This is a genomic window from Amorphus orientalis, from assembly GCF_030814015.1.
Classification (GTDB): domain Bacteria; phylum Pseudomonadota; class Alphaproteobacteria; order Rhizobiales; family Amorphaceae; genus Amorphus; species Amorphus orientalis.
Genome location: NZ_JAUSUL010000005.1, coordinates 183,371 through 197,024 on the forward strand (window position 1 = coordinate 183,371; position 13,654 = coordinate 197,024).

Consider the following 13,654-nt stretch of genomic DNA (forward strand, 5'->3'; position numbering starts at 1 on the left):
TCATTCCCGCGAAGGCGGGAATCCAGGGCCACACGACGAACCCGGTGCGATCAGCCGTCAGAAAAAAGAGCGGCAAGCCGGAAGACAGCACCGCATTCGCCGCAGCCGCGAAGACGCTACCGCCGCCGTAGCACGAACCTCGACAGCGCGTTCTTGCGCCGGGCGAAGGCAAACAAATACGCCAGAACCTATTCTCCGCGGGACGGAGTGGAGTCGAAAAGCTTACCTAGCGACGACGGGCGATCATGAAACCAATCCCACGCAGCTTGTGGGAGAAGGCCATTCACATTCCACTTATTAACCTCAGATACTATAAATAGAGACCCTGGCAAAATATTTGATATCTTTTGAGTAAGATCATATGCCGTAATATTCGTCTTTACAAAAAAAGTCCATGGTAAATAATTCCAATAACCATATATATCTTTACTATCCGTTATATATTGAAGAAAAATCCGAACATCAACACTTCTCATGTCTAAGCTGACAGAATATATCTTAATATCACCGCTCAAAGCATCTCTCCTTTCTGTATTTCAGGAGAATTATTCTGAACAGGCGCGGCATTTAGGATTTTGTAATCGTTATTATTTTCATCGAGAGCAAGATTTTTATCTGCCATATATTTCTTGAAAATATGATCCTCTGAATGCAGCCTATCTGGATCACGCAACAGTAAATAACCTATACATCCAGCACCAAAAATAGCTATAAGAGCGCAAATAGAAGAAAAAACGACTCTAACAAAGCCTTCCCCAAATATAGCCCCACATAAAGAGAGAGCAAATATAGTAAAACAAAACACAATTATTGGAGAGGCAGCAGTCTTTGTCGCCACCTTCCAGACCGCACTTTGCGCTTGGTCCGGAGCGTTTGCTGGAAAACGAAACATAACTAGAGGCGCCCGAAAGCTAGGAGAAAGATCATTTTTCGACCTCAACCCTTTTCTTGCACCAAATTGGACTGCACTAGGTCTCGTCTACAACTGCCACCAAAAACGATGCCTTTAAGCAAATAGAAAAGTCAACTGAATACAATTATAAATTGCAAATGATAAATCAAATTTTTCGGCCCCTACCGCCGCTTCAGCACAAACCTCGACAGCGCGTTCTTGCGCCGGGCGAAGGCGAGCTTGGAATTGCGGAGATAGTGCTCGAAGAAGTCGTACTTCTCCTGGTCCCATTCGGCGATGATGACGTCCTTCTTCGCCTTCAGGTTCTTGATCCACTGGTCGAGGGTGAGGATGTAGTCCTCGCGCCGGTTCTCCAGATATTCCAGCCGGAACAGCGGATGGGAGGCGGTCACCACCTCGTCGATGAACGGGATGTCGGACTGCGGGAACACCGTTTCCGGGATCCAGGTCTTCGCCTCCTCGAAGGTCGGCGTGTCCCAGACGATCGTCTGCAGCGACAGGAAGGCGCCCGGCATCATGTTCTTGTGGCAGATCTCGAAGAAGCGCGTGTAGGCCTCGATCTTCTCCGCCTTGTTCATCGCGGGCCGGGCGAAATGCTCGAACGCGCCGACCGAGACGATGCCGTCGTAGGGGCCGTCGAGCTCCGCCTCGTAGACGTCGGCCAGCCGGACTTCGACGCCCTTCAGGTTGCGGCTCTCGATGTGGTCGCGCTGGTCCTTGGAGAGCGTCAGGCCGACCGCGCCGCGCCCCTCGTACTCGGTCACGGCCGCCGCCAGGATCGCGCCCCAGCCGCATCCGACGTCGAGGATCCGCGCGCCCGGCTTCAGCTGCAGCGCGTCGAGATGGAAGCGGATCTTGGCCCACTGGGCGTCATAGAGGTTGTCGAGCGCCGGCTCGGCCCGGTTGGGCAGATGGAAGCGCGCGGCCGAATAGCAGAGCGTCTCGTCCAGGAACAGCGAGAAGAAACGGGTCTCGTTGTCATAGTGGTACTGGATTGCCTCGGCCGCCGACAGCGTGCCCGCCGTCTCCCGGTCGACAGGTTTGAACGCGGTCCGTTCGTTCACGGCTCACCCCTCCGTTCGGCCATACCCGGCATGCCGGCCCCCGCCCCTCGCGGCCGACCGGCATCCATTCCTGACTCGCAACTATCGCGCCAGCGGCGTTCGTCTTCAAGCGGAGACCGCCAGGATCCGCCGTCTCGGGACGGCGGATCCGAAGTGTCGTGGGGCCGAGATCAGCCCTGCATGCCCATCGCCTTGGCGACGCGGTCCGACACGGTGTCCAGGAATCCGGTGGTGGATTCCCAGGACTGGTCGGCACCGACCAGAAGCGCCAGGTCCTTGGTCATGTGACCGTCCTCGATGGCGCCGACGGTTTCCTTCTCCAGCTGCTCGGCGAAGGTCTTCAGGTCGTCGTTGCCGTCCAGCTTGGCACGGTGGGCGAGGCCCCGCGTCCAGGCGAAGATCGAGGCGGTGGAGTTGGTGGAGGTCTCCTCGCCGCGCTGATGCTGGCGATAGTGGCGCGTCACCGTGCCGTGGGCGGCTTCCGCCTCCACGGTCTGTCCGTCCGGCGTCATCAGCACCGAGGTCATCAGGCCGAGCGAGCCGAAGCCCTGGGCCACGATGTCGGACTGCACATCGCCGTCGTAGTTCTTGCAGGCCCAGACGTATCCGCCTGACCACTTCAGCGCCGCCGCAACCATGTCGTCGATCAGCCGGTGCTCGTAGGTCAGGCCCGCCTTGTCGAACTCGGCCTTGAACTCGGCGTCGAAGATCTCCTGGAACAGGTCCTTGAAGCGGCCGTCATAGGCCTTGAGGATGGTGTTCTTGGTGGAGAGATAGACCGGCACCTTGCGCATCAGGCCGTAATTGAACGAGGCGCGGGCGAAGTCCTTGATCGACTCGTCGAGATTGTACATCGCCATGGCGACACCGGAGCCAGGTGCGTCGAACACCTCGTGCTCGATCTCCTGGCCGTCCTCGCCGACGAACTTGATCGTCAGCTTGCCCTTGCCCGGGAACTTGAAATCGGTGGCGCGGTACTGGTCGCCGAAGGCGTGACGGCCGACGATGATCGGCTGGGTCCAGCCCGGCACCAGGCGCGGCACGTTGCGGCAGATGATCGGCTCGCGGAAGATCACGCCACCGAGGATGTTGCGTATCGTGCCGTTCGGCGAGCGCCACATCTTCTTCAGGCCGAATTCCTCGACCCGGCCCTCGTCGGGCGTGATCGTGGCGCACTTGACGCCCACACCATGCCGCTTGATCGCGTTGGCGGCATCGACCGTGATCTGGTCGTCGGTCTCGTCGCGCTTCTGGACTGACAGGTCGTAGTATTCGAGATCGAGGTCGAGATAGGGGTGGATCAGCTTTTCTTTGATGTAGTGCCAGATGATCCGGGTCATCTCGTCGCCGTCGAGCTCGACGACCGGATTTGCGACTTTGATCTTTGCCATCGTGGAACGGACCTTCGGTTTGAGGCCAGGGGTGGTGCGCCCGGAAATGCGGCGGACCGCCGGTGATTGGAGGCAGGCCGGCAGCCGGACGCACGCGGGAAAGCAGGTGCGGCGTCCTTCTAGGTCATGGCCGCGGAAATGTGAAGGAATGCCGCAGCCGATTTGCAGGCGCGCGCGGCCTGCCGCCGCGATGTCCGCCCCGGACGCGTCTCAAAACCTCGCTGCGAACGTCCCCGGCCAACCCGCCTCGATCCCCTCGCGACGCGTCTTCCCGTCGCCGCCATGGCCGCTATGATCCGCCCCATGTCAGAAACCGATTCCGCCCCCGAAACAACGTCGCCACCGCCCGCGATCGTCCTGGTCGAGCCCCAGCTCGGCGAGAACATCGGCACGGCCGCCCGCGCGATGGCCAATTTCGGCCTGGACGATCTGCGCCTGGTCGCGCCGCGCGACGGCTGGCCGAGCGAGAAGGCCACGGCCGCGGCCTCCGGCGCGACCCACGTGATCGACCGGGTCCGGGTCTTCGAGACCACGGAAGCGGCGATCGCCGACCTCAATTTCGTGCTGGCCACCACCGCACGCGCCCGCGGCTTCCATCGGCCGGTCCTCGGCCCGGAGGAGGCCGCCGCCCGCACGCTGGCGCCCGCCGGTAACGCGGTGTCGGGCGTCCTGTTCGGGCGCGAGCGCTGGGGCCTCACCAACGAGGAGGTGGCGCTGGCCGACGCCATCCTGACCTATCCCGTCGACACCCGGTTCGCCTCGCTCAACATCGCCCAGGCCGTGCTGGTGTTCGCCTACGAGTGGCGCCGGCAGGCGACCGCATCTGCCCTGCCGTTCGCCGCCCAGCCGAGTGCCCCGCCCGCCTCGAAGGCCGACGTCCTCGGCCTGTGCGCGCATCTGGAACAGGCGCTGGAGCCCACGGGCTATTTCCGTCCGCCGGAGATGCGCCCGGTCATGGTCCGCAACCTGCGCACCCTGATCCAGGACGCCGGCTTCACCGAGACCCAGGTCCATCTCCTGCGCGGAGTGGTCGCCCATCTGGAGGGCCGGCGCGGACGTCCGATCCCGAGAGAGACACCCGCCCCGGACGAGACCGTCGGCGAATCCGGACCCTCCGACACGTGAGCCGGCCGATCCTGGTCTTCGATTCCGGTCTCGGCGGCACCACGGTCCTGGCGGCGATCGCGACCCGCCTTCCCGATACCCGGTTCGTCTATCTCGCCGACGATGCCGGATTTCCCTACGGCGCCTGGACCGACGAGGCCGGGCTTGTCGCGCGGATCGTGGACCTCGTGACCGCCGAGGCCGCCGCCAGCGACGCCTGCTGCGCCGTGATCGCGTGCAACACCGCGGCCACCGTGGCGCTCCCCGCCCTCAGGGCCGCCCTGGATATCCCAGTGGTCGGGACGGTGCCCGCCATCAAGCCGGCGGCCGAACGCTCGCGGAGCGGCCTCGCCAGCGTGCTCGCCACACCGGCCACCGTCGCCCGCGACTACACCCGTGAGCTGATTCGCGCCCATGGCGGCGACGTCCGCTTCACCCTGATCGGCGCGGCCCCGCTCGCCACCCTGGCCGAGGCCCATGCCGCCGGCGCGCCTGTGGATTCGAACGAGATCGCTCGCATCGTCGCGCCTTGCTTCGTGGAGGACGGCGACCGCCGCACCGACGTCGTGGTGCTCGCCTGCACCCATTATCCGCTGCTCAGCGACCTCCTGCCCCGGATCGCGCCGTGGCCCGTCGACTGGATCGATCCGGCACCGGCCATCGCCCGCCGGGTCGCAGCGGTGCTCGACGTCCCGGAGACAGACGAGCGCGCGCCCGATACCGTCGACATCGCCGCACGCTTCACGAGCGGGCGGGCCCGCGCGCCGGAAATCGCGCCCCTTGTCGACCACCGCATCCGCGCGCTTGCGACGCGCTAACCGACGGCCGGCCGGCCCGCAGGCGGAGCCTCGCCCGAACGCTATGAAAATTCCTGCCCTCGATATGTCATCTTGTATTGCTGAGTGACGCGGTCTCGGCAATCTGCGCGACGGAGACCGACGCACGTCCTCCCGAAGATCGTCGGACTTCGCGCAAGCGAGCCCGAACCAACCCCGATCGACGCATGACGTGTCGATCGCACGTCGCACACGACGGTCCGGACCGGACCGGACCGGAAACTGGAGCACGGATCTGGCGTGAAACGCGCATTCCGCCGCATGCCCACCGCGACGATCGGCTTCTATCTCATCGCGATGGTGGTTGCCGTCGCGCTGCCGATTCTGGCGTTCGTGGTGATTCTGCTCGACCAGTTGGAAAGCAGCGAGCGGGCCGCCCTGGAGCGCCGTACCGTCCGCGACGCCCAGGCGCTGTCCACCGCCGTCGAGCGCCAGCTCCACGACATGACCGTCACGCTCCGGCTGCTGTCCACGGCGCATGAGTTGGCCGAAAACGATCTTCAGACCTTCCACAACCGCACCCAGTCGGCGCTCCGCTCCTCGTCGATGTTCCTGATCCTGGTGAAGGAGGACGGGCAGCAGGTCCTCAACACCCGCAGGCCCTACGGCGAACCGCTCGGCGAGATGTCGAACCTGCCGGCGCTTCAGGAGGCGCTGGAGTCCGGGACGGTCGAGGTGTCCGACGTTTTCTTCGGACGGACCGGCAATCGGTGGGTCTTCAACGTCACCATGCCGCTCTCGGAGGAACTGGCTCGCGCCGGCGCAGCGCTGATCCTCACCCAGAACGTCGAGGAACTGGCGGGTCTGGTGAAGACCGAGGGCCTGCCCAAGGGATGGTCGGCGACCGTCGTCGACGGGGCCGGACGCACGATCGCCGCAAGCGGCGAGGCCGATCCGGGCGAAACCTTCGACGAAGCCCTGCTGGCGGGCGCCACGGGCCTGTCCGGTACGATCCGCACCCAGGGCGACAACGGCGACGTTCTCGCCGGCTATGCACGCCTCGCGGGACAGGCGTGGACCATCTTCGTCTACGGCCCCGTCGACACCGCCCAGGCCTCCCTGGTGACGGCATGGCGCTCGCTGCTTCTGGGCGGCGGTCTTCTGATCCTGGTCGCCATCGGCGGGGCATTCCTGCTCGGCCGCCAGATGCGCAACTCGATCGTATCCATCGCATCGATGGCCGAACGGATGGGACAGGGAGAAATCGTCTCCCCGATCTCCACGCGCATCGTCGAGGCCGACATGGTCTCGATTGCGCTTTCGGAGGCCTCCTTCGACCGCGCCGAAGCGGAGGACCGCATCCACTTCGTGATGCGCGAACTCGCCCATCGCACCAAGAACCTGCTCAGCGTGATCCAGGCCATGCTGCGCCAGACCGCCCGCCAGAGCGCGACGCTCCAGGAATTCCAGACATCGGTCAGCGGCCGCCTTCAGGGTCTGGCGCGCTCGATCGATCTTCTGACTGCCGAAAACTGGACCCAGGTCTCCATGACCCAGCTCGTGACCGGCCACCTGGAAACCTTCATCGACACCAGCGAGCGGCTGGAAATCTCCGGTCAGGACTTCGCCCTGAAGCCCGAAGCCGTCCAGAACGTCGGCATGGCACTGCACGAACTCGCGACCAACGCGGTCAAATACGGCGCCTGGTCGACCCACAACGGCAAGGTGCTGATCGACTGGGCGGAGACACCCGGCGCCGACGGCGGCGACAATCGGATCACGATCCGCTGGCGGGAGGTCGGCGGCCCGCTGGTCCGCGCTCCGGAGAGCAAGGGCTTCGGCACCACCGTGATCGACCGGCAGCTCACCGCCGCCTTCGGGGCCCGCGTCGACCTTGACTACGCGGAGGACGGGCTGCGCTGGACACTCGACGCCCCCGCCTACGCCCTCAAATGGGAAGCACGGAAGGCCCAGTAGAGCCGGACGGCTCCGGACGGGACCTCCCTCAGGCCTCCAGCACCTCGCCGGCCCGGCGGGGATCACTCAGTGCCAGGGTCCTGAGGCGGCTGGCGTCGCGGCCCGGCGGCGCCCCGAACATGCGCGCATATTCGCGGCTGAACTGGGACGGGCTCTCATACCCCACGGCAAAGCCGGCCCGTGCCGCCTCAACCTGGCCGCCCAGGAGCAGGCGGCGCGCCTCGTGCAGCCGGATCCGCTTCTGATACTGGAGCGGCGTCATCGCGGTGATCGCCTTGAAATGGCGGTGGAACGAGGATCCGCTCATGCCGGCGATCTCGGCAAGGCGCGGAATCGACAGCGACTGATCGTAGGTCCGCTTGATGTGCTCGATGACCCGGGCGATCTGGGACGCCCGGCTTTCGGCCAGCGCGATCTGCCTCAGCGCATGGCCCTGTTCCCCCTGCAGGAGCCGGTAAATCAGCTCCCGTTCCAGGAGCGGCGCCAGCACCGGTATATCCGCTGGCCGATCGAGCAGCCGCAGAAGCCGCGCCACCGGCTCGGCGATCTCGTCGGTCAGCCGGCTGGTGCCGAGCGCCAGCGCTTCGCTCGCGCCGCCCTCGTCGCCGAGGCCGATCAGGAGTTCCGCCAGCATCGCCGGCTCCAGCCGCAGCACCAGCGCCCGGTAGGGCTTGTCCGCGCTCGCCTCGCAGATCTCGCCGGAAACCGGAAGATCCACCGACACGACCACATAGTCGCCGGCCCGGTATTCCACGATCCGGTCGCCGACCACGACCCGCTTCGCCCCCTGGGCCACCACGCACACGAGCGGGTGGTAGACCGACGAAACCGGGCTCGTGCGGATCGACGACTGGACCAGCGCAAGCCGGGGAATGTCCGTGTCGCAGCGCCCCTCCGCGCAGTATCGGCCAATCAGCTCCGAGATTTCCTCAAGCGATCCCATGCACTTCTCCTCAGAAATCCGGGCGGATGACGCCATGACGATGGCGGACGCGTCCAGCTACAGATCGTGACTTTGACAGGATTGTGCAAGAAGGCGACACGATCCGGCTAACGCACCGCCGCCCCGGCGCCCCATCTCCCATCTGTCCAGTCCCCCATCTGTCCAGTCCTACGGGAGCCTCACCATGACCAAGACCTGGTTCGTCACCGGCGCAAGCCGCGGCATCGGCGCGGAGATCGCCCGCGCCGCCCTCAAGCACGGCGACAATGTCGTCGCCACCGGCCGCGACGCCTCCCGTGTCGCCGCCGCCTTCGAAACCGACACCTCCCGCCTCCTCGTCCTCAGCCTCGACGTGACGCGGCCGGACGAGGTCGTCGACGCGGTGAGTTCCGCCATGGCGCGCTTCGGCGCCATCGACGTGCTCGTCAACAACGCAGGCTACGGCCAGCTCGGCCTGTTCGAGGAGATCTCGCCCGAGGCCATCGAGCGCCAGTTCGCCACCAATGTCTTCGGCCTGATGACCGTCACCCGCGCCGTGCTTCCCGGCATGAGCCAGAAGCGGTCCGGCCGCATCTTCAACCTGTCGTCGGTCGGCGGCCTCACCAGCAGCGCCGGCGGCTCGATCTACTGCTCGAGCAAGTTCGCGATCGAGGGCTTCTCCGAAGGGCTCGCCGCCGAAGTCGCCCCGTTCGGGATCGGCGTCACCCTCGTCGAGCCCGGCTATATCCGCACCGACTTCCTGGACGAAACGTCCGTCCGGTTCGGCGACGGCGCCATCGCCGACTACGCCGAGACGTCGGCGGCGCTGCAGTCGGCCTTCGCCTCCTACAGCCACCGCCAGCCGGGCGATCCGAAGCGGCTTGCGGCGGCGATCCTGGAGCTTGCCGGCCGGGACGATGCGCCCCTGCGCTTCGCGGCCGGGTCGGACGCGGTGGAGATGATCGCCGCGCACATGTCCGAGCACAAGCGGGAGCTCGACGCCTGGTCGAGCCTGTCGCTCTCCACCGACGGCGCATTTTCCTCGGAACTCGCCGCCGACGCCTGACCTTTCCCACCCCAATCCGGCGCGGCTCGAGCGATTGACGCCGGAACCATTCCTCACCGCTCGGGCAGTCATGTCCGAGCGGAAGAGGCTTCGGACGGTCGCGCCTCCTCCCTCACTCACGGAGTCCTGCCATGCGATACAACAGCCTCGGCCAGACCGGCCTTTTCGTTTCGGAGCTCTGCCTGGGCACCATGACCTTCGGCGGCGGCGAAGGCATGTGGCGCGCGATCGGCGCGGTCCAGCAGAAGGACGCCGACGACCTGGTGAAGACGGCCCTCGACAACGGCATCAACTTCATCGACACGGCAAACGTCTACGCCGAGGGCCTGTCGGAACAGATCACCGGTCAGGCCCTGAAGAATCTCGGCATCAAGCGCGACGAGGTCGTCGTCGCCACCAAGGTCCTCGGCCCGATGGGCGAAGGCCCGAACCAGCGCGGCGCCTCCCGCTTCCACATCCTGGATCAGGCCAAGGAGAGCCTGAAGCGGCTGCAGCTCGACCACATCGATCTCTACCAGATCCACGGCTTCGATCCGGCCACCCCGATCGAGGAGACGCTGGAGGCGCTCGACACCCTCGTCCGACACGGCCACGTTCGCTATGTGGGCGTCTCGAACTGGGCCGCCTGGCAGATCGAGAAGGCGCTCGGCATCTCCGAGCGCAAGAATCTCGCCAGGTTCGCGTCCCTGCAGGCCTACTACACCGTGGCCGGCCGCGATTTGGAGCGCGAGATCGTTCCAATGCTCCGGGCCGAGGACGTGGGCCTGATGGTCTGGAGCCCGCTCGCAGGCGGCCTTCTCTCCGGCAAGTACGACCGCGACAACCAGACCACCGGCGACGGCCGTCGCGTCAACTTCGACTTCCCGCCCGTCGACCGGGAGCGTGCGTTCGACGCGATCGACGTCATGCGGCGGATCGGCGAGGAGAAGAACGCCTCGGTCGCCCAGGTCGCGCTCGCCTGGCTGCTGCATCAGCCGGTCGTCACCAGCGTCATCGTCGGCGCCAAGCGTGTCGACCAGCTCAGCGACAATCTCGGCGCCGTCGAGGTCGAGCTGTCCGAGGACGACCTCTCGGCGATCAACGCAGTGACCGAGCTGCCGCCGGAATATCCGGGTTGGATGCTGGAACGGCAGAGCGGCTACCGGGCCGACCTTCTCGCCAGTTCCCGGCGCACCGAATAGCCGGTGAAGGGGCGCCCGGAAGCGGGCGCCCCTGATCCGCATCCCGCACCGTGACGCTGCCGATACGGAGAGAAAGATCGCGGATAAGTGCTTGATTTAAACAAATGTTGATGCGCGGTCCGGCAACGGCGCTAATCCGTCTTCCATGCCGCCCGCAGACCCTCACAGCAATCCGCTGGTCCGCAAACTCGACAATTTCGCCCGCCTCTCCTTCGAAGAGAGGCGGATACTGCATCATGCGGCGACCGAACGGGTGCGCAGGATCGGGGCCCGCGAGAGCCTCGTGCACGAAGGCGGCAAGCCGCCGGATATCAGTTTGCTGCTGTCCGGCTGGGCCTGCCGCTACAAGATGCTGTCGGATGGACGCCGCCAGATCCTCGCCTTCCTGATCCCCGGCGACCTGTTCGAACAGAACGGCCACGTGCTGCGCGAGATGGACCACTCGATCGGGACGCTCACGCCCGTGGAAGTCGGCGAGATCGCGCGCCCGCGCTTCGACGAGGTCCTGTCCGAGCGACCACGAATCGCCCAGGGCCTGCTCTGGGACACGCTCGTCGGTGCGGCGATCCAGCGCGAATGGACGGTCAATCTTGGCCGGCGCGACGCGCCCGAGCGGGTCGGACATCTTCTCTGCGAGCTTTTCGTGCGGCTGCAAAGCGTTGGACTGACCCTTGGCAACCGCTGCGATCTGCCGCTCACCCAGAACGAACTTGCCGACGCCACCGGCATGTCGACGGTCCACGTCAACCGCACGATCCAGGATCTGCGCGCCGCCAACCTGATCATCCTGCGTGAGAAGACCCTGACCATCCCCGATATGGACACCCTCAAGCGGGCCACCCGGTTCAGTCCCACCTATCTCCATCTGCAACGGGTCGGCGGTCACCTCGACGCAAGCGACTGAGGCCGGCCGACGCGCCTTGGCTCAGGCGATGAGGACGCTGCACTCCGCCGCGGCGAACGCCTCCGCGAGGTCGGCGGGCGGATCGCGGTCGGTGATCACGCCCCGTAACTGACGCGCTGCACAGACCCGGCGCCGCGCGGTCCGGGCGAATTTCCCCGCGTCCGCCAGCGCCCAGCCGTCCTTCGCCGCCTCCAGCGCCGCCCGCTTGATCGCCACCTTGGCCGGATCGAAATCCCACGCCGCCCCGTCGGCATCGAACGCCGACACGCCAAGAAACGCGTGGTCGAGCCGGACGTCGCGCAAGGCCGCGATGGCAGGCGCACCGGTGATCGCGCCGTCCGGGGTCTTCACCTCACCCGGCAGAACCTCCACCGCAATGCCGGGCGCACCGGCGAGGATCATCGCCGCGTTGAGCGCAACGCAGACGCCGCGCAGATCCATCAGCTCGCCCGCGTCCAGCCGCGTGCGAAGGGCGCGCGCCGCCGCCTCCACCGTCGTGCCCACGTCGAACAGCACCGTGTCGCCCTGGCGAATGAGGCCAGCCGCCGCCTGGCCGATCGCTTCCTTGCCCGCCGGATTGATGGCCTGCTTCGCCGAGTAGCTCGGCCGCGTCTCGTTCTCCGACAGGCCGGCGCCGCCGTGAAAGCGCTTAAGGAGCCCCAGTTGCTCCATCGCGATCAGGTCGCGGCGCACCGTCTGGGCGGAACAGCCGAAGCGCTGCGCCAGGCCGTCGATGGTGACGAAGCCCGCTTCCTGCAGGTCGGAAAGAATCTGCTCGCGCCGCTCGCCCATCGCGTCCGGATCATGTAAGATTTCGTTCATAGGAATTCGGATTTACCACATGAGAGATCGCGCATGCCACTTTTGAAGCGTAGCGGCGACGGTGCCCTTTGGCGAGAAAGCGAGCGCTTCGATCCCTGGGCCCAGACATGGGTCGCAGGCACGGCGCCCGCCGACCTTGCCCCGGTCAGCGCCCGCGAAGCCCTGCGCATGGTCATGACCGGCAACCGGGTCCGGCGCATCCCGGTCGGCGTGATCGGCCCGCGCGAGCCCGGCGGCCGGCAGAAAGAAATTGCCTACGAGCTCGGCCGCGCCCTCGGCGAGATCGGCGTCCAGATGATGTGCGGCGGCAAGACCGGCGTCATGGAAGCCGCCTGCCGCGGCAATCTCGAGGCGGGCGGCCAGCCGATCGGGCTTCTACCGGAAGGCGACTGGACCGAGGCCAATCCCTATGTGGCGATCCCGATCGCGACCGGGATCGGCCCGGCCCGCAACGCCATCCTGGCGCGGGCCTGCACGGCGCTGATCGCCGTCGGCGGGGGCTACGGCACCCTGTCGGAAATCGCCTACGGGCTGCAGTGGGAGCGGCTGGTGATGACGCTGGAAGGCGCCCCCGAAGTCGCCGGAGCCGTGGCCTGCAGCGACGTCGACGCCGCCATCGACCGGCTCGCCGGTCATCTTCTCTGCCTGGAAAAAACCGAACCAAAGAATGCGACTGCCGGGGAAACGCAACTCTCACTGACGTCATAAAACTTACATTAGGTCGGGCTATGTAAGAACTCGACCACCAAGGGGGGACCGATGGCGCTCGTCACCTGGGCGTATCTCGTCTATCTCGCGTTGCCGATCGCGCTGCTCGCCGTCGGTTCCGTCGGCGAGACATGGACCAACACGCTGCTGCCGGCCGGCTTCACCGGCGACTGGTACCGGGCCGTGCTCGACGACCCGAGCTTCGTGCGCGCCTTCTGGACCAGCCTCCAGGTGACCGGCACGACGTGCCTGGTCGCCGCCCTCATCGGCCTGCCGCTCGCCTATGCGGCGGTCACGTCCGGCCGCGAAAGCGCCTCGCGCTTTGTCCGGCTTCTCATGCTGGTTCCGGTCGCCGCTCCCGAGATCACCCTCGGCTTCGGCTTCATCATCGCCTTTTCGACGGCGGTGACGCCCTGGCTCGGCTCCTTTTACCTGCTCGTCGCCGGCCATGTGCTGCTGACGCTGCCCTATCTCGTCGCCACGCTCATGAACGACATGGCCGCGCTGAAGCTCGGCGATCTGGAGGCCGCCGCCGGCTCGCTCGGCGCGGGCTTCTGGCGCCGGCTGATCGACATCGTCGTGCCGGTGTCCGCCACCAGCCTGCTCACCGGGCTGGTCACCGTCGCCGCGATCTCCATCGGCGAATTCCAGTTGTCCAACCTGATCGCCGGCTTCCTCGACCGCACCTACCCGATCGTCCTGCTCCAGGCCTTCTACGGGGCCACCGGCTTCGCCTGCGCGGCGACGGTCATCCTTCTCGCCCTTTCCCTCATCACCGGAACCGCCGCGGCCACCCTGTCCGCGGCCACACACAGGGAGACCTGAC

General features: G+C 65.8%; 13 protein-coding genes. 8 read left to right on the forward strand and 5 right to left on the reverse strand.

Annotated features, from left to right (window positions below):
* Positions 1-511 precede the first annotated feature (511 nt).
* The 3 genes from J2S73_RS19620 to J2S73_RS19630 all read right to left on the reverse strand — a co-directional run bounded on the left by J2S73_RS19620 (position 512) and on the right by J2S73_RS19630 (position 3,368).
* Entirely contained in the window at positions 512-892 is a 381-nt protein-coding gene (locus J2S73_RS19620) for a hypothetical protein (protein ID WP_306887378.1), read from the reverse strand.
* Positions 893-1,074: 182 nt separating this feature from the next.
* A complete protein-coding gene (locus J2S73_RS19625) occupies positions 1,075-1,977 on the reverse strand; it encodes a class I SAM-dependent methyltransferase (protein WP_306887379.1) in 903 nt (300 codons plus the stop codon).
* A gap of 170 nt (positions 1,978-2,147) precedes the next feature.
* The gene (locus tag J2S73_RS19630; RefSeq protein ID WP_306887380.1) at positions 2,148-3,368 is read right to left on the reverse strand and encodes an NADP-dependent isocitrate dehydrogenase; all 1,221 of its coding nucleotides are present in this window, start codon (positions 3,366-3,368) and stop codon (positions 2,148-2,150) included.
* Between the two features lie 303 nt (positions 3,369-3,671).
* On the opposite strand from J2S73_RS19630, the gene J2S73_RS19635 reads away from it, so the two are divergent.
* The 3 genes from J2S73_RS19635 to J2S73_RS19645 all read left to right on the forward strand — a co-directional run bounded on the left by J2S73_RS19635 (position 3,672) and on the right by J2S73_RS19645 (position 7,225).
* A complete protein-coding gene (locus J2S73_RS19635) occupies positions 3,672-4,493 on the forward strand; it encodes an RNA methyltransferase (protein WP_306887381.1) in 822 nt (273 codons plus the stop codon).
* Complete coding sequence (murI, locus tag J2S73_RS19640; RefSeq protein WP_306887382.1) at positions 4,490-5,290, forward strand: glutamate racemase; 801 nt, start codon at positions 4,490-4,492, stop codon at positions 5,288-5,290. Before J2S73_RS19635 ends, murI begins: the two co-directional genes overlap by 4 nt.
* Positions 5,291-5,548: 258 nt before the next feature.
* Positions 5,549-7,225, forward strand: a complete 1,677-nt coding sequence (locus tag J2S73_RS19645; RefSeq protein ID WP_306887383.1) for a sensor histidine kinase — start codon at positions 5,549-5,551, stop codon at positions 7,223-7,225.
* A 28-nt stretch (positions 7,226-7,253) separates the two neighbouring features.
* On the opposite strand, the gene J2S73_RS19650 is transcribed toward J2S73_RS19645, so the two are convergent.
* Positions 7,254-8,168 carry an AraC family transcriptional regulator gene (locus J2S73_RS19650; RefSeq protein ID WP_306887384.1) on the reverse strand — a complete coding sequence of 305 codons (915 nt, stop codon included), beginning with the start codon at positions 8,166-8,168 and terminating at the stop codon, positions 7,254-7,256.
* A gap of 184 nt (positions 8,169-8,352) precedes the next feature.
* Between J2S73_RS19650 and J2S73_RS19655 the strand changes: the two genes are divergently transcribed.
* The 3 genes from J2S73_RS19655 to J2S73_RS19665 all read left to right on the forward strand — a co-directional run bounded on the left by J2S73_RS19655 (position 8,353) and on the right by J2S73_RS19665 (position 11,298).
* Positions 8,353-9,213 carry an oxidoreductase gene (locus J2S73_RS19655; RefSeq protein WP_306887385.1) on the forward strand — a complete coding sequence of 287 codons (861 nt, stop codon included), beginning with the start codon at positions 8,353-8,355 and terminating at the stop codon, positions 9,211-9,213.
* A gap of 131 nt (positions 9,214-9,344) precedes the next feature.
* Complete coding sequence (locus J2S73_RS19660) at positions 9,345-10,394, forward strand: aldo/keto reductase (RefSeq protein WP_306887386.1); 1,050 nt, start codon at positions 9,345-9,347, stop codon at positions 10,392-10,394.
* 145 nt (positions 10,395-10,539) lie between these two features.
* Positions 10,540-11,298: a Crp/Fnr family transcriptional regulator gene (locus J2S73_RS19665; protein ID WP_306887387.1), complete on the forward strand. Its 759-nt coding sequence runs from the start codon at positions 10,540-10,542 to the stop codon at positions 11,296-11,298.
* Between the two features lie 21 nt (positions 11,299-11,319).
* Here the strand turns inward: J2S73_RS19665 and J2S73_RS19670 are convergent, their stop codons facing one another.
* Entirely contained in the window at positions 11,320-12,090 is a 771-nt protein-coding gene (locus tag J2S73_RS19670) for a DeoR/GlpR family DNA-binding transcription regulator (protein ID WP_306887388.1), read from the reverse strand.
* 63 nt (positions 12,091-12,153) lie between these two features.
* Here J2S73_RS19670 and J2S73_RS19675 point away from each other — a divergent pair, with 63 nt between their 5' ends.
* Both J2S73_RS19675 and J2S73_RS19680 read left to right on the forward strand, forming a co-directional pair.
* On the forward strand, positions 12,154-12,828 hold the full coding sequence (locus J2S73_RS19675; protein WP_306887389.1) for a TIGR00725 family protein: 675 nt from the start codon (positions 12,154-12,156) through the stop codon (positions 12,826-12,828).
* Positions 12,829-12,879: 51 nt separating this feature from the next.
* The gene (locus J2S73_RS19680; RefSeq protein WP_306887390.1) at positions 12,880-13,653 is read left to right on the forward strand and encodes an ABC transporter permease; all 774 of its coding nucleotides are present in this window, start codon (positions 12,880-12,882) and stop codon (positions 13,651-13,653) included.
* The last annotated feature ends 1 nt before the right edge of the window (position 13,654 follow it).